Annotated in this window: 14 protein-coding genes and 1 tRNA gene; 3 read left to right on the forward strand and 12 right to left on the reverse strand. The window is 64.8% G+C overall.

Annotated features, from left to right (window positions below; all coding sequences use genetic code 11):
• Positions 1 to 29: 29 nt before the first annotated feature.
• The 5 genes from EG854_RS05880 to EG854_RS05900 all read right to left on the reverse strand — a co-directional run bounded on the left by EG854_RS05880 (position 30) and on the right by EG854_RS05900 (position 4046).
• Entirely contained in the window at positions 30 to 1016 is a 987-nt protein-coding gene (locus EG854_RS05880; RefSeq protein ID WP_123286766.1) for an SDR family oxidoreductase, read from the reverse strand.
• 64 nt (positions 1017 to 1080) lie between these two features.
• Positions 1081 to 1605, reverse strand: coding sequence for a SixA phosphatase family protein (locus EG854_RS05885; RefSeq protein ID WP_123286767.1), 525 nt, complete (start codon positions 1603 to 1605; stop codon positions 1081 to 1083).
• Positions 1602 to 2918: a glycosyltransferase gene (locus tag EG854_RS05890; RefSeq protein ID WP_123286768.1), complete on the reverse strand. Its 1317-nt coding sequence runs from the start codon at positions 2916 to 2918 to the stop codon at positions 1602 to 1604. Before EG854_RS05890 ends, EG854_RS05885 begins: the two co-directional genes overlap by 4 nt.
• 30 nt (positions 2919 to 2948) lie before the next feature.
• The gene (locus tag EG854_RS05895; protein ID WP_123286769.1) at positions 2949 to 3131 is read right to left on the reverse strand and encodes a type II toxin-antitoxin system antitoxin; all 183 of its coding nucleotides are present in this window, start codon (positions 3129 to 3131) and stop codon (positions 2949 to 2951) included.
• A gap of 9 nt (positions 3132 to 3140) precedes the next feature.
• The gene (locus EG854_RS05900) at positions 3141 to 4046 is read right to left on the reverse strand and encodes an SPFH domain-containing protein (RefSeq protein WP_123286771.1); all 906 of its coding nucleotides are present in this window, start codon (positions 4044 to 4046) and stop codon (positions 3141 to 3143) included.
• Positions 4047 to 4245: 199 nt separating this feature from the next.
• Between EG854_RS05900 and EG854_RS05905 the strand changes: the two genes are divergently transcribed.
• On the forward strand, positions 4246 to 7428 hold the full coding sequence (locus tag EG854_RS05905) for an autotransporter outer membrane beta-barrel domain-containing protein (RefSeq protein ID WP_123286773.1): 3183 nt from the start codon (positions 4246 to 4248) through the stop codon (positions 7426 to 7428).
• A gap of 57 nt (positions 7429 to 7485) precedes the next feature.
• Here EG854_RS05905 and EG854_RS05910 read toward each other — a convergent pair.
• From EG854_RS05910 to clpX, 5 genes are all read right to left on the reverse strand, one after another.
• Positions 7486 to 7562 (reverse strand) — tRNA-Val (locus tag EG854_RS05910).
• 26 nt (positions 7563 to 7588) lie between these two features.
• Positions 7589 to 7864 carry an HU family DNA-binding protein gene (locus tag EG854_RS05915; protein WP_123286775.1) on the reverse strand — a complete coding sequence of 92 codons (276 nt, stop codon included), beginning with the start codon at positions 7862 to 7864 and terminating at the stop codon, positions 7589 to 7591.
• A complete protein-coding gene (lon, locus tag EG854_RS05920) occupies positions 7864 to 10263 on the reverse strand; it encodes an endopeptidase La (protein WP_123286777.1) in 2400 nt (799 codons plus the stop codon). The genes EG854_RS05915 and lon overlap by 1 nt, the downstream gene beginning before the upstream one ends.
• A 162-nt stretch (positions 10264 to 10425) precedes the next feature.
• On the reverse strand, positions 10426 to 11961 hold the full coding sequence (locus EG854_RS05925; RefSeq protein WP_123286779.1) for a cryptochrome/photolyase family protein: 1536 nt from the start codon (positions 11959 to 11961) through the stop codon (positions 10426 to 10428).
• A gap of 9 nt (positions 11962 to 11970) precedes the next feature.
• Complete coding sequence (gene clpX, locus EG854_RS05930; protein ID WP_123286781.1) at positions 11971 to 13236, reverse strand: ATP-dependent Clp protease ATP-binding subunit ClpX; 1266 nt, start codon at positions 13234 to 13236, stop codon at positions 11971 to 11973.
• Between the two features lie 233 nt (positions 13237 to 13469).
• On the opposite strand from clpX, the gene EG854_RS05935 reads away from it, so the two are divergent.
• Together EG854_RS05935 and EG854_RS05940 are read left to right on the forward strand one after the other, a co-directional pair.
• The gene (locus EG854_RS05935; protein WP_241153147.1) at positions 13470 to 14099 is read left to right on the forward strand and encodes an HAD-IB family hydrolase; all 630 of its coding nucleotides are present in this window, start codon (positions 13470 to 13472) and stop codon (positions 14097 to 14099) included.
• Between the two features lie 4 nt (positions 14100 to 14103).
• Positions 14104 to 14931 (forward strand): hypothetical protein, encoded by an 828-nt coding sequence (locus EG854_RS05940; protein WP_123286783.1) that lies wholly within the window; start codon positions 14104 to 14106, stop codon positions 14929 to 14931.
• Here EG854_RS05940 and EG854_RS05945 read toward each other — a convergent pair.
• On the reverse strand, positions 14897 to 15844 hold the full coding sequence (locus EG854_RS05945) for a hypothetical protein (RefSeq protein WP_164461875.1): 948 nt from the start codon (positions 15842 to 15844) through the stop codon (positions 14897 to 14899). The genes EG854_RS05940 and EG854_RS05945 overlap by 35 nt on opposite strands.
• A gap of 134 nt (positions 15845 to 15978) precedes the next feature.
• A complete protein-coding gene (locus tag EG854_RS05950; protein WP_123286787.1) occupies positions 15979 to 16299 on the reverse strand; it encodes a hypothetical protein in 321 nt (106 codons plus the stop codon).
• Positions 16300 to 16332: the final 33 nt, after the last annotated feature.

Consider the following 16332-nt stretch of genomic DNA (forward strand, 5'->3'; position numbering starts at 1 on the left):
TTGCAACCAGCGGGGGATAGATACCCCATCTAGCCACCACTGTAGCCGCCGATAATCGGCAGGATTTCACCGGTGATGTAGCTGGAGCACTGCGGCGAGGCGAGGAACACATAGGCCGGGGCGATCTCCTCGGGCTGGGCAGGGCGCTTCATCACCGAGCCTGAGCCAAATTTCGACGTGCCCTCGGCATCGCGATCCGCCGGGTTGAGCGGGGTCCAGACCGGGCCGGGCGCCACCACATTCACCCGGATGCCGCGCGGGGCCAGATGGGTACCCAGCGATCGGGCAAAGGCATGGATGCCGCCCTTGGTCATGGAATAGTCGAGCAGCTGGTCATTGCCCATGATGCCCGTGACCGACCCGGTCATCACGATGGCCCCGCCATTCTTCAGGTGCGGAACGGCGGCCTGACAGATGTTGAAATAGCCATAGAGATTGGTCTTCAGCGTCCGGTCGAAATGCTCGAACGTCAGGTCTTCGAACGCCGGCACATGCTCCTGAAAGGCGGCGTTGGGAACCACGACGTCCAAGCGGCCAAAGGCGTCGAGCGTGGCCTTGACCGCAGCCTGTGCGAACTCGGGGTCAGCGACATCGCCTTTGAGCACGATCGCCTTGCGGCCCTCGGCCTCGACCACCTTTCGCGTGTCTTCGGCGTCGGCTTCCTCATCCAGATGGCAGATGGCGACGTCGCAGCCCTCCCGCGCGAACAGAACGGCTACTGCGCGCCCGATGCCGGAATCGCTGCCGGTGATCAGGGCGGCAAAGCCCTCCAGCTTGCCCGAGCCCTTCCAGAAGTAGGCGTCATACATCGGCTGGGGATCAAGGGCGGCCTCGTCGCCCGGCTTGGTCTGGTGCTGCTTCGGGAACGGTGGCTCGGGATAGCGCCGGGCGCCGGCCTGCACCGCTCCGGTGGGCGTCTCGTCACTTGACCGGGCATCTTTGGCATCGATGCCCGACTGAATGTCGCGCTCCTGATCTGCGATGTCGTCCGCGCGGGCTTCAAAACGGTCGTTCATGACAGGCCTCCTTGGTCAGGAAGCCAATGCGCCGGGCCGAGCCGATGTTCCGAACGGTCAGGCTTCAGCAGGTGCTCGGTGCACCATATCGCAGCGTCTCGCCGGAGACCTGATCGTTCCTGAGCTCGATCCGGATCAGGCGGTCATACTCGCATTCGGGCATATCCGGGGTCTCATAGCCCAGCGCCCGCGCAATCAGGGGTACGGTGTTGCTGTGGCCAGAGATCAGCACCACCGCATCCTCCGGCAGGGCCAGCACACCCTGGCGGATGGTCTCGACATGGGCCTCCACGCCGGCCTCCAGCGGGCTGACCGCTACGAAGGCGCCCGACGCCGTGACCGTCGGGCCTGCGGTCAGGCGCGTCCGCTGCAAGGGGCTCACGACGACCAGATCGGGAGCGCCGTCCTCAAACAGGGCAGTGACCGCCTCGGCGCGCGCCATGCCAGCCTCGGAAAGCACCGGATCCCGCTCGGTATCGCTGGCCTTCTCGGCATGACGGACGATGTAGACTGTCTGGGCGGAGGCCGCACTCGCGCACAAGGCCAAGCCTGCAGCTATGGCCAGTCCGGCAATCAGGGGCTTCGTCATTCCGCTTTGCTCCGGGTAAAGGCGGCCTCGCCGCTGGCCTCACCGTAGACGCGGCACAGGTCCTCGAACACCCTGCCCCAGGCGAAATGGGTTTCGGCCTTGAGACGGGCTGCGCGCCCGATGGCATCCAGGTCCCGTTCGAAAAGGGCCGCTACCGCCTCGGCATAGGCGCGCGGTTCTGCCCGATCGGCCAACTGCCCGACCGTCGTGTCCACCGTTTCGGCCACCCCTCCAGCGTTGACCCCCACGACCGGACGCCCGCAGGCCATGGCCTCGAGCACGATCAGGCCGAACGGCTCCTTGTCATTAGCGTGTACGAAAGCGTCGCAGCTGGCGATGATCTTTGCCACGGCCTTGGGGTCGGTCTCATACGGCATGGCGATCACCCGGTCCTCGGGCGGCATGCCGGTGCCCGCCCCGACCAGCACCAGATGATAGGGGTCGCCCAGCAGCTGGACCGCCTCGATCAGGACATCGATGTTCTTTTCCTTGGCCGGTCGCCCTGCGAAGCAGAGCAGGCGCGCACTGTCGGGCAGGCCCAGCTGGTCCAGCAGCCACTGACGGTCGCGGCGGTCGGGACGGAAGGTATCGATCTCCACCCCCAGCGGGCGGATGACGATCTTCGGGATACCGGCCTCCTCGAGGCGGCGCGCGATGAAGCGACTGGGAGAAACCACCGCGTCGAACTGCGAGAAGAGGCGGGCCCAGCGCTTCTCGACGGGCTTCTTGGCCCACTCTCCGAAGTGCAGGGCCGCAAGGCCCGCTGGATCCGAGTGGCAGAATCCAATCACCGGACAGCCGACCCGCTGGCCGGCCTCCAGCGCTCCCTGCCCCGGCGTATAGGGATCGCCCGCCTCGATCACCGAAGGCTTGAGCGCCGACACCCAGGCGCCCCAGCGGCGCACAGACGACGGCCAGCGATAGCCATCGCCGAACGGCAGCTTGGCGGCATGCAGCCGCATCACATCGTCACTCCCGACCCGGTGGCGGGCCCCCGGCACGACCAGACTGTGGGCGATATCGGGCCGGTTGTCGGCCAGCCAGGCCTTTTTGGACAACAGATAGCGCTTCACGCCGCCGGACCGGGGAGCGTACAGCATGGTCGTATCGACCAGCCGGGGGCGGGCATCCGCCGCGACCTTTTTTACGGCCTGAAAGGCCTCAGACACTTCCTCGTCGAGGCCGGGGATGAGCCGCAGTTCAGTCTCCTGAACCTCCTGCCCGCGCAGGCTTCGAGCCAGCTTGAGTCCGGTTTCCCGGCTCGATCCATCGGCCAGGGACTTCCGCTTCAGGGGGGACTTTGACTTTACCATGATCGCCCGTAACCCCAGCGGAGGGCAATCTCAAGTCTCGTCCGTACCCGGCAGATCCTCGTCAATCTGTCGCCCCCTTCGACCAAGGGCTTCCCGGATCAGGACCTCGACCTGGGCATTGACCGAGCGAAACTCGGCAGCGGCCAACCGCTCGACCGCCGCCATGACCTTGGGCGATGTCCTGAGCAGGAAGGCTTTCCGGTCTTTCGGCATATCAGAGGATCAGCCGTACAGCGTGCCCGTATTCACCACAGGCTGAGCTTCGCGGTCCGCACACAGCACGACCAGCAGGTTGGACACCATGGCGGCCTTGCGGTCTTCGTCCAGATCGACGACGCCCCGGCTATTGAGGTCCTGCAGTGCCGTCTCGACCATTTCGACCGCGCCACGGACAATCAACCTGCGAGCGGCCAGTATGGCTTCGGCCTGCTGCCGCCGTAGCATGGCCCCGGCGATTTCGGGTGCATAGGCCAGGTGGGCGATGCGGGCCTCGTCAATGGCCACGCCCGCGACAGCAATTCTTCCGACCAGTTCCTCACGCAGTCTGGCAGCGACCTCTTCGGCATCAGCCCGCAAGGTCAGCTCGTGATCCTCGCCATGATCATAGGCATAGTGTGAGGCCATATCGCGCAGGGCGGTGTCCACCTGAATGTTCACGAAGGCCCGGAAATCATCGACATCGAACAGGGCCTGGGCCGAATCCTCGACACGCCAGACGACGTTGGCCGCGATCTCGATCGGATTGCCGCGTCTGTCGTTCACCTTCAGCTTGTCGCTGGTCAGGTTTCGGACGCGCAGACTGATCTTCTTGCGCGAATACCAGGGCAGCACCCAGCGAAGTCCCGTCTTGCGATCGGTGCCGCGATAGTCCCCGAACAGCAGGATGGCCATCCCCTCGTTCGGCTGCAGGGCATAGAGCCCGCACAGCAGGATGAACCCCAGCGACAGAAGCAGAATGCCCCCGACCACATTGAGCGGCGAGTCGGGCTGGGCGAAGACCGCCAGGGCCCCCGCCACCATCAGGGCCAGCGACATCAGCAGCATCAGAATGCCGTTGCCCGTTCGGGCCGGATGCTCGCGCGACAGGGAATGCGAACCCGTCGGCGATCGGGATTGAGCGTCGGACATTTTCACCCTCCAGACAGAGCAAAATGATATCACCTCGATATCTTATCATGCAAGCCACAACCGGCACCCCAAGTCGCCAAATCGACCTCTCGGCCTTGCATTCGCCTCAAATTCGGGAAACTTGGGACAGAACCGTTGCCATCCTGCTAGATGGTCTGAATCTAACGGCTCGCGAGTTTCCACGAGGGGTTTGTTCCGAATGCGTTATCTGTATGCGACCGCAGCGGCGATCGCTCCCCTTCTCTTCGCCTGCGGCGCCAACGCCCAGGTGGCCATTGATTCCTCGCGCACGACGCCGATCACGACGGCCAACCCTGCGGGCAACGGCCCCGATGACATCATCATCACTTCCGGCGGCACCATCATTCTGGCGTCGGGCACGGCTGTTACCGTCAATTCCAGCAATGACTTCTCGATCAATGCCGGCGGCAACATCACGATGTCGAACACCGCAAGCGGTTCGACCGCCATCCTGATCGAGGGCGGCAATACGACGGACATCACGGTTGCGGGGTCCATCATCGTCGGCGACGACATGGCCGAGAGCACTGATGCTGACGGGGACGGCGATCTGGATGGCCCGTTCGCCACGGGGTCCAACCGCTTTGGTATTCGGCTCGATGGCGCCGGCGCGATGAGTGGCAACGTCGTCCTGCAGAACGGCGCGACCATGCTGGTCGAGGGGAATGACTCATTCGGCATCTCCCTGGAAAGCGACCTCATTGGCAACCTGACCAGTCATGGCACCATCCGGGTCATCGGCGACAACAGCATGGCTGTGCGGGCGCTCGGCACCATCGACGGCACTGTCTATCTGGGCGGCAGCATTTCGACCGTCGGCGGTGGTTCGACAGCGATTGGCATGTTCGGCGACGTTACGGGCGGCCTCAATATCCAGGGCTCGATATCGTCAACCGGATATCGCTATACGAGCCGCCCGAACGATACGTTCATCGCCAATCTTGATGCCGACGACCTTCTGCAGGGAGGTCCCTCCGTGATCATCGCCGGCAATGTTGCCGGCGGCGTGACCTTCGGCCGCCCTCCCGCTGACAACGATGAGAACGAGACCGATGAGGACGGCGACGGCATTGCTGACGCCGACGAAGACGGCGCCCAGATCAATGTTTTTGGCGAAGCCCCGGCGATCCTCGTCGGCTCCGACACCCAGACGATCACGCTTGGCCTGGCCGGTACGGGCGACCTTGCCTACGGATTCATCAATCAGGGCTCCGTCAGCGCCCAGGGCGTGTATGACGGCATAGAGGCCAACGGAATTCGTTTCGGCCTGGCAGGCGGCCAGGACGTCATAATCGAGGGCGGCATCCTTAACTCCGGGTCGGTCGCGGCCCTGGCCTACGATGCCAACTCCGTCGGTGTGCGGCTCTCGAGCGGCGTGACCACGCCCGTGTTCATCAATGACGGATCGCTCACGGCGGCTTCGGCCTCCGACCTGAACACGACGGTGACGACCCTGCTGATCGAAGCCGGCGCCAGTCTGCCGACGTTCGTCAACAACGGACAGTTCCTGGCCTCGTCAGGTGGCGGCACGGCCGACCTCACCGCCCTGCTCGACCTCAGCGGCACCCTGACATCGATCACGAACACCGGCTCGATGCAGTCCAACATGTTCGCCAATGAGAACGGCGATCCGATCACCGGCACCACGACCCTGATCAATGTTGAAGCCAACACCACGGGCGTGACGATTATCCAGGACGGAATCGCCGCGACACCGACCACCGACAATCCGGATACGGATGGCGACGGCGTCCTTGATAACGACGAGCCCTCGATGGTCGGCGCCATCCGACTTGGCTCGGGCGCGGATGTGGTCGATATCCGTAACGGCACGGTGCTCAGCGACATCTCGTTCGGCGACGGTCTGGACACCCTGTCGATCACCGGTGGAGCCTTCGTCCGCGGCAACCTTACGGACAGCGACAGCCTGCTGGATATCTCCGTCGCCGATGGCGTTCTGGATCTCAGCCAGACGACCATCATGGACATCTCGAACCTGACGATCGGCAGCGACGGACGTTTCGTCGTCAGCATCGACGGTGACAACAACACTGCTTCCGGCTTTAATGTATCCGGAACCGCGACGATTGAAGACGGCGCCGAACTGGGCGTCAGGTTCACCTCCCTGATCAACGGCAACGGCACCAGCCGCTTCACCGTAATCGACGCGGGAACCCTCAATTTCGGCAACCTCGATCTGGATGCCATCTCGGACAACGCGCCCTACCTGTTCATTCTGGATGCGGGCGCAGACCTTCCGAACAATGAGGTCTACGTCGATGTTCGCCGCCGGACGGCAGAGGAAGCCGGCTTCATTTCCGTCGAGGCCTCTGCCTACGACGCCATCTATGACGCGCTGGACCGTGACTCCGGTATCCTGACGGCCTTCATCAACCAGACCGGCCGCGACGGGTTCATCAATCTGTACGAGCAGATGCTGCCTGACCATTCGGGTGGCCCGCTGCTTTCTCTGGCCAGCGGGGTAGACGCCGTCACGCGCGCCCTGGTGGGCCGCAATGCCTCGGCCCAGCCGGGTGAAACCAGCGCCTGGGTTCAGGAAATCACCTTCTACGCCGACAAGGACAAGACCGACACCTACGGCTTCCGGTCCGAGGGCTTCGGCGTCGCGGGTGGTGTCGAATACGGCACGACCAACGGCGCACTGGGCGTCAGTATCGCCTTCACCTCTTCCGACCTCGAAGACCCTGAGTCCGAGGCCGAGGAGAACCTGACCGCCAATCTGGTCGAGCTGGGGCTCTACTGGCGTGCCCAGGGCCAATACTGGACGACCTGGGCCCGGGCTGCCGCCGGCTACGCCTCGTTCGAGGCCGACCGTCAGTTCGTCGGGGGTGGGCTGAACATCCGGAATGAGTCGAGCTGGAACGGCTTCACCCTGGCCGCCGCCGGTGGCGCGTCCTACGAGCGCGAATACGGCCGGTTCACCCTGCGTCCCGAGGTCTATGCCGAATATTTCTCGCTGAGCGAGGATGCCCGCGAAGAAGTTGGCGGCGGGGCCGGGTTCGACCTGATCATCGATGAGCGGGATGGTCACATGTTCTCGGCCGTGGCTGCCATGAACATTGCCTACACAATCGACGAGGACAGCTGGCTCAAACCGGAATTCCGCATCGGCTGGCGTCAGAACATCTCGGTCGATCCGGGATCCACGATTGCCCGTTTCGCCAGCGGTGGCCCGTCGTTCAGCCTCGACCCCGATACCATTGAGGGCGGTGGCCCGATCATCGGCGTCCGTCTGAATGTCGGCAACGAACTGGGCATGCTGAGCGTCAGCGCGGATGCCGAAATGATCGGCGACTACATGCGCTACATGCTGCTGCTGCGGGCCAGCTTCCGCTTCTAGGGCCGGGACGACACAGACAAAGGGCCGCTGGATTGCTCCGGCGGCCCTTTTCTTTTGTGGTGGGCGGCGAGGGGTTCGAACCCCCGACCCCCTCGGTGTAAACGAGGTGCTCTGACCAGCTGAGCTAGCCGCCCGTCTCCGTGGCTATGCCTGCGCGGGCTCAGCCGTTCAAGGCGCTTTTCAACCCTTCACCCGGTCGGAACCGGACCGTCCGCGTGGCCGGGTGGATCAGTCGCTCCCCGGTGGCGGGGTGGCGCCCTTCTCTTTCCGGCCGGTCAGCCGGAACGAAGGCCCCGAAGCCGGTCAGACGCACCGTCCGCCCCTCGGCCAGCCCTTCAGTGATGCCGTCCAGCATGGCATCGAGCGCGGCTCGCGCCTGATCGGGCGTGAGGTCGGCGGCCCGCGCGATACGACCGACCAGCTCCGGCCGCGACATCAGTGGCTGATGACGGCGTCGGGGCCCGGCTCGGCGCCTGGCATCCGCGACGGCAGGGGATCGGTCGCCTCGTCCCACTCAACCGGAGTCAGCGTTCCGACCAGCGCCCACTTCAGCGCCTCGTCAGCGGTCGAGACCGGGACGATCTCCAGCGCCTGCTTGACGTTGTCGGGCACGTCGGCGAGGTCCTTCTCGTTCTCCTGCGGGATCAGCACAGTCTTGACCCCCGAACGGAGCGCCGCCAGCAGCTTTTCCTTAAGGCCACCGATGGCCGTCACCCGGCCACGCAGGGTGATCTCGCCCGTCATGGCGATGTCCTTGCGCACCGGAATGCCGGTCAGGACCGAGACCATGGCAACCGTCATGGCCACACCGGCCGACGGACCGTCCTTGGGCGTCGCGCCATCCGGCACGTGGACGTGGATGTCGGTCTTTTCAAAGACCGGCGGCTTCACGCCAAAGGTCAGAGCCCGGGCGCGGACATAGCTGGCCGCCGCCGAGATCGACTCCTTCATCACCTCCTTGAGGTTGCCGGTCACGGTCATGCGTCCGCGGCCCGGCATCTTGATCGCCTCGATGGTCAGGATGTCGCCGCCGAACTCGGTCCAGGCCAGACCGGTAACGATCCCGACCTGGTCCTCCTCGTCCGTCTCGCCATAGCGGTACTTGCGAACGCCCGCGTACTCGGACAGCTTGTCCGCATCGACGGTGATGGTCAGCAGCTTGCCGCGCGCCATCTCCCGCACGGCCTTGCGGGCCAGTCCGCCGAGCGCACGCTCCAGCGACCGAACACCGGCCTCGCGGGTATAGTAGCGGATCAAATCGCGGATCGTCTCGTCCGGCACGATCCACTCGCCGTCCTTCAGACCGTGATCCTTGGTCAACTTGGGCAGTAGGTGCCGCTTGGCGATCTCGACCTTCTCGTCCTCGGTGTAGCCGGCCACCCGGATCACTTCCATGCGGTCCAGCAGGGGTTGGGGCATGTTCAGACTGTTGGCCGTGGTCACGAACATGACGTTCGACAGGTCGTAATCGACCTCGAGATAGTGATCGCCAAAGTTGGCGTTCTGGGCCGGATCCAGCACCTCGAGCAGAGCCGACGACGGGTCACCGCGCCAGTCGGCGCCCAGCTTGTCGATCTCATCCAGCAGGATGAAGGCGTTGGTGGTCTTGGCCTTCTTCATCGACTGGATGATCTTGCCCGGCATGGAGCCGATGTAGGTCCGGCGGTGGCCGCGGATCTCGGCCTCATCGCGTACGCCGCCCAGCGACATGCGGACGTATTCCCGGCCGGTCGCCTTGGCGATCGACTTGGCCAGCGAGGTCTTGCCGACACCCGGAGGGCCGACGAGGCACAGGATCGGACCCTTCAGGCTGTTGGTGCGCGCCTGAACGGCCAGATATTCGATGATCCGTTCCTTGACCTTCTCCAGACCATAGTGGTCCTCTTCGAGGATCGCCTCGGCCTTGTCGAGATTGATGGTCTTGGCCCGGGCCTTGCCCCAGGGAATGCCCAGCAGCCAGTCGAGATAGTTCCGGACCACCGTCGACTCTGCCGACATGGGGCTCATGTTGCGCAGCTTCTTGACCTCGGTGTCCGCCTTGGCCCGCGCTTCCTTGGACAGGCGCGTCTTGCGGATGCGCTTTTCCAGCTCCATCACCTCGTCGCGCGCGTCGTCGGTCTCGCCCAGCTCGCGCTGGATCGCCTTCATCTGCTCGTTCAGATAATATTCGCGCTGGGTCTTCTCCATCTGGCGTTTCACGCGCGAGCGGATCTTCTTCTCGACCTGGAGGACGCTGATCTCGCCCTCCATCAGGGCATAGACCCCCTCCAGCCGTGCCGGCACGTCAATGGTTTCCAGCAGCGTCTGCTTGTCAGCGATCTTGACCGACAGGTGGGCGGCCACCGAGTCGGCCAGCTTCGACGCGTCGGTGATCTGCGGGATAGAGGTCAGCGCTTCGGGCGGCACCTTCTTGTTGAGCTTCACATAGCTTTCGAACTGTTCGACCACTGCGCGCGACAGCGCTTCGGCGCGCGCCGGATCGGTCGATTCATCGACGATGTCCTCGGCCTCAGCCTCGAAATAGTCGGCCTGGTCGGTAAAGCGGACCAGACGCGCCCGCCCCTTGCCCTCGACCAGCACCTTGACCGTGCCGTCCGGCAGTTTCAGCAGCTGCAGCACATTGGCCAGCACGCCGATCGAGTAGATGGCATCAGGACCCGGGTCGTCGTCGACCGAGTTTTTCTGGGTCGCCAGCAGGATCTGCTTTTCGCCCTTCATGATCTCGTCGAGCGCCCGCACGGATTTCTCGCGCCCGACGAACAGAGGCACGACCATGTGCGGAAACACCACGATATCGCGGAGCGGCAGGACGGGAAGGGTCTTGGTCTCGGACATTCTACTCTCCTGGCCGACGTCGCTACGTCTGGCCCACACGGCATTTCCCGATAGCGGCGAAATACCTCCTCGTCCCCGACACTCGGCGGACATCACGGAGAAAGTATGTGGCGCTTCGTCCGTCGTGTTCAAGACGGCATTGATATCCGCCCACAGACCGGATCAGCGGCGAGGCGTCGCTCCGAGGGCCTCTCGACAGGCCTCGGCTTCATCGACGAGGGCCTGCCGCTGTTCGGCAGACCATTTGTCCAGCGTCCTGTAGGGCATGGCCAGCCGGGGATTGTCCCGAAGCGTTTTCCGGTTTCGCTCCAGAAAGCCCCAGTAGAGGCGGTTGAAGGGACAGGCCCCCTCCCCCGTCTTCTGCTTCACGCTGTAGCGACATCCGGCGCAGTAGTCGCTCATCCGGTCGATATAGGCCCCGGACGCGGCATAGGGCTTTGACCCCACGATGCCGCCGTCGGCAAAGGTCGCCATGCCCCGGGTGTTCGGCATCTCCACCCATTCGAAGGCATCGGCAAAGATGACCATGTACCAGTCGTCGACCGGGTCCGGATGCACGCCCAGCAGCATGGCCAGATTGCCCGTCACCATCAGCCGCTGGATGTGATGGGCATAGGCATGCTGGCGGGCCTGGGTCACGACATCGGCCACGCAGGCCATGTCCGTGTCTCCCGACCAGTAGAACCAGGGCAGGTTGCGGTCGGCATCAAGGGCATTGCGATGGCGGTATTCCGGCACCTTCAGCCAGTAGATGCCTCGCACGAACTCGCGCCAGCCCAGCACCTGACGGATGAAACCCTCGACGGCATTCAGAGGGACCCGGCCCTTGCGATACTCGGCTTCGGCCCGGCGACAAACATCCAGCGGATCCAGAAGGCCAAGGTTGAGCGACGTCGAGATCAGGCTGTGCCACAGGAAGGCCTCGCCCTCGGCCATGGCGTCCTGCCAGTCTCCGAACAACGGCAGGATGTCGGCAAGAAAGTGCGACAGGGCGAACTCGGCCTGCTCATGCGTCACCGGCCAGTCGAAGGTGTCCAGATCGCCGAAATGATCGGAGAACCGGCTCTCGACCAGCGCCATGACCTGGCGAGTGGCCGCGTCGGGCGCGAAGCGTTTGCGGCGCGGTGCCGCGATGCCGGTCGGCAGCTTCTTGCGGTTCTCGGCGTCATAGTTCCACTGCCCGCCTTCGGGCTGGTCGCCGTCCATCAGCAGGCCCGTCACGCGCCGCATCTCGCGATAGAAGTACTCCATGCGCAGCTGGCGCTTGCCCTGAGCCCAGGTCTGGAAGCGACCGGATGAGCAGATGAAGCGGCTATCCTCACACGCCTCGACGGGCACGGACAGGCGCTCTGCGACTGCATTGAGGGCCTGCTCCAGCCGCCATTCGCCGCACAGGGTCCGGATCAGGCGGTCGCAACCGGTCTCGGCAATGGCCCGCTCGATCTCGCCCGCAATCGAGCCGGTATTGTCCGGATCGTCGAGCGCCACATAGCGGACCGTATGGCCCGCAGCCCGGAGCCGGTCGGCGAAGGCGCGCATGGCCGCAAGGACCAGAACGATCTTCTGCTTGTGGTGGCGGACATAGGTGGCTTCGTCAGCCACCTCGGCCATCAGGACCGTCTCGCCCGGACCGATGTCGGCCAGGGCGCTCAGATCATCGCTGAGCTGGTCGCCGAGGACCAGACGAAGCGCGCCCACGGCCGGTCGTCAGGCCGCGCCGTCGGCCTTTTTCTTCTTGTCGGCATAGATGAGCAGCGGCTGCGCCTTGCCCTCGATGACCTCGGCGTTGACCACGCACTCCTCGACGCCTTCGAAGGTCGGCAGCTCGAACATGGTTTCGAGCAGGATCCCTTCCAGGATCGAACGCAGGCCGCGGGCCCCCGTCTTGCGCTTGATGGCCTTGCCGGCGACCGCGTTCAGCGCGTCATCGGTGAACGTCAGTTCGACGTTCTCCATCTCGAACAGGCGCTTGTACTGCTTGACCAGGGCGTTCTTGGGCTGGGTCAGGATGGTGACCAGCGCTTCCTCGTCCAGATCCTCAAGCGTGGCCAGCACAGGCAGACGGCCGATGAACTCGGGGATCAGGCCGAAGCGCATCAGATCATCGGGCTCGACCTGCTTCAGCACGTCGCCCATGCGGCGCTCGTCGACTTCCTTGACCTTGGCGCCGAAGCCGATCGAGGCCCCTTCGCCACGGGCCGAAATCACCTTTTCGAGGCCGGCGAATGCGCCGCCGACGATGAACAGGATGTTGGCGGTGTCGACCTGCAGGAACTCCTGCTGGGGATGCTTGCGGCCGCCCTGCGGGGGAACGGAGGCCACGGTGCCTTCCATGATCTTCAGCAGGGCCTGCTGCACGCCCTCGCCCGAGACGTCGCGGGTGATTGAGGGATTGTCCGACTTGCGCGAAATCTTGTCGATCTCGTCGATGTAGACGATGCCGCGCTGGGCCCGCTCGACGTTGTAGTCCGACGCCTGCAGCAGCTTCAGAATGATGTTCTCGACGTCTTCACCGACATAACCGGCTTCGGTCAGGGTCGTGGCGTCGGCCATGGTGAAGGGCACGTCGATGATGCGCGCCAGCGTCTGGGCCAGCAGCGTCTTGCCCGAGCCGGTCGGCCCGATCAGCATGATGTTCGACTTGGCCAGTTCGACGTCGTTGTTCTTGGCCGCGTGGTTCAGGCGCTTGTAGTGGTTGTGGACCGCGACCGAGAGGACCTTCTTGGCGTGGCTCTGACCGATCACATAGTCGTCGAGGACCTCGCGGATTTCCTTGGGTGTCGGCACGCCGTCCTTGGCCTTGACGAAGCCGATCTTGTGCTCTTCGCGGATGATATCCATGCACAGTTCGACGCATTCATCGCAGATGAACACCGTCGGTCCGGCAATCAGCTTGCGGACCTCGTGCTGGCTCTTGCCGCAAAACGAGCAATAGAGCGTACTTTTAGCGTCTGTACCGGCGGCTTTGGTCATCGACCCTTCTCACTTCCACGAACCCGCCATACGGGGAATTCGCGCTTCCTGCGAACCTGATTCCGAAACGATAGGTCCGAAGGTCTTCAAAAATTGACAATCCCCTATCCGGGGCGAGGCGACAACCCCATCCGGCCAACCGGATTGGGGACGATCCCTGTTTTCGACTTGACCTGTCATCAAGGCGAAGTTCTGACATAGGGATCAGACCTGCCCGCCGCCAGACCCGATGAGTGTTCGTTCTGCCCCAGTCCCCTTCCCTTTCCGGCCCGCTTGTCGCGTTTGACTTTGACGGCACCCTGACCGTGGCCGACAGTTTCACCGCCTTCCTGCGCTGGCGAGCAGGAACCACCGGCTGGCTTGCGGGTCTGGCCGCATTGGGCCCGGCAACGGCCCGCTATCTAGTCGACCGGGACCGGGGGCGGATCAAGGCGGCTGCGGTGGCGCAGTTTCTGGACGGCGTCGAGGCCCTGCAGCTGTCCGAAGAGGCCGAACGCTTCGCCGATCAGGTCTGGCACCGGTTCATGCGACCCGATGCCCTGGCCTGCTGGGAGGACTGGGGCAAGAAGGGTGCGCACCGGGTCATCGTCACGGCCTCGCCCGCGCTGACGGTGGCGCCGTTCGCCCGGCGGTTGGGGGCCGAGGCTCTGCTGGGCACAGAGCTGGCCCTTGATCACGACGGCCGCGTCACCGGAGCCTTCGTCGGCGAGAACTGTCGCGGCGAGGAAAAGGTCGAGCGACTGATCCGCGCCTATGGCCCCGATGTCGTGCTGGAGGCCGCCTATGGCGATACCTCGGGCGATGCCGAGATGCTGGCCCGGGCGGCCCATCCCGGTTTTCGCCGCTTTCGACAGCGACCCTGAGGCCATGCGACGTCTTCTGGCCAGCCTGTTCCTGCTCGCCCTTTCGGCTGCGCCTGCCATGGCGCAGGAATCGGCCGCCCGCACACGCCCGTCATTCGCCGTGGACGCGGATGGAGAGCGGCTGGTGGCGGACGCCCGGCTGGACTGCAGCGTCCGGGAGGTCGACCTGCGCGGCTATGACGCCAGTGGGGACGGTCTGTACGAGATCGCCTGTCGTGAGGGCGCGGGCTATCTGATCCTCGACGCCCGCCCGGCCGTCGTGCACCCATGCCTGATGCTGCAGGGGATCCGGCTGGACCGGCGACCGAACCGGATGCGGCAGGCCAATCCGCCCCAGTGCCAGCTGGTCGGCAACACCGATCCGGTGCCGGAGCTGACGGCCCGGGCGCGGGACGCGGGGGTCGACTGCGAGATCGATGCCGTGGCCGTGCTGGGGCTGGATGCCGACCGCCATCCCTTGATCGAGGTCGGCTGCCGGGATCGCGACGGGGCCTGGCTTGAGGGTGCGGACAGCCGGACGGTGACCTCCTGCCTGGTCGTCGAGGCCCAGGGCGGTGAGTGCGGCTTTACCGACGCCGCCGAAAGAGCCCGCGAGGTCCAACTGTGGCTGGCCGGGACCGAGGCCGCGGCCTGCGACGTCACTGAGGCGGCGTTCCGGGGGCGCACCCCGGACGCCGGGGTCTATGAAGCCCGGTGCCGGGCCGGCGACGGCCTGACGTTTGAGCGGACCGGTGACGGCCGACTGATCGACATACGTTCGTGTGAGGAGAGCGCGGCGGTCGGGCGTCCGTGTGCGCTCACTCCTCTTCCAGCTGACCGCGATAGGCGCTGAGGATCGCCTGGGTGATGGACTGGACCTGGGCCATGGTGCTGATCCGGCCCGGGCGCGTGGCATAGATGCCTTCCATATAGGCCCGGTCCCAGCCGGACAGGCCGGCAATGCTGTCGGGCTGTTCGAACAGGTTCAGGATGGTCTCGTAGCGCCCCGTATCGGCGTCCGGATTGACCTGGACCAGAGCGACCATGGCGACGTAATCGCCCAGCTGCTCCAGCGAAACACCGCCCAGTTTGTCGACGTCGATGATGACGAAGGAGCGCATCATCCGGTCCTCGACAGAGGACTGGATGCGCGACGCAACCGGCACCCGTGTGATCGGCGCGTACCCAAGCGCGTCCTGCCGGGGATCAAGGTTCGGCATGGGTCGCATTTCGCCGGGTAAACGGACCGTCCGCTGACCGGTCTCGGAGTCCGTCGGCATGCTGACATGCCACCAGCGCACCGGACGATCCGCGCTCGTGAAATCTTCGAACGCTGCCCGCCCCCGGTCCATACCCGATCCGCCGACCCGAAACAGGCGCGGACGCATCTCGACAAACTCGCGGGTAAAGCTGGCGCCATCGGTCGTGCCGATGATCAGGATGCTGGGTTCACAGCCGGGCTGCCCGGCGGAAAGGCCGAGGTCGCGGGCGACATCAGAGACGCGGTCGATCAGATACTGCGCGACCTCGGGATCGAAATTGGCGGCTCCGACGCACACCCCTTCACGCCAGCGCGCCGGTCCACGCCCCCGGGCGGGGGCCGCGACCTCGCGGACGTATTCGGCGGTGCGTTCCTCCAGCCGGGTGCCCTCGACCACAATGTCCTCGAGCCGATAGACGGTCGGATCCTGGGGCGGAGCCGGCGCGACCGGAGGATCCTGGAACGCCGACACCGCAAGCGCAGCCGCCATAAGGGAACCGATCATTCCGACCTCCGTACCGGCGGCCCATCAGGGCCCACCGAATGTTGTGACGGCAGACCTTATACGGTCTTGATGCCGACTGCATCGGCTTGCTGGCGCCTGTCGCAAACGTGATCGACGATGCCCCGGGCCCCCTGCTAACGGCCGTCAGCGTCCACGTCGAAGACCACGACCTTGCCGCGCGAGGTCGGATCCCAGCCTGCCGCAATCGCCGAAGCCACCGCATTGCGGACGCTTTCGACATTGATCCTCTGGCGCTCGAAATTGGGAATGCCGTTGGCCCGCATGATCATCGGAAACATGACGATCGCCTCGCGCTGGGCGCCCTTCTGCCGCAGGGCAATTCCGATCCCTTGCCATTCATTGCCTGTGGTCCGCTGCGGCTGACGCCGCACCTCCCATTCGTAGTCCTCGCCGTCTACCTGGACGACACCCTTGAGATCACGCGTGTGTTGCATCAGCGGACCCTAGCACGGCACCGGACGGAGCCG

The sequence above is a fragment of the Brevundimonas halotolerans genome (genome assembly GCF_003730275.1).
Taxonomy (GTDB): domain Bacteria; phylum Pseudomonadota; class Alphaproteobacteria; order Caulobacterales; family Caulobacteraceae; genus Brevundimonas; species Brevundimonas halotolerans.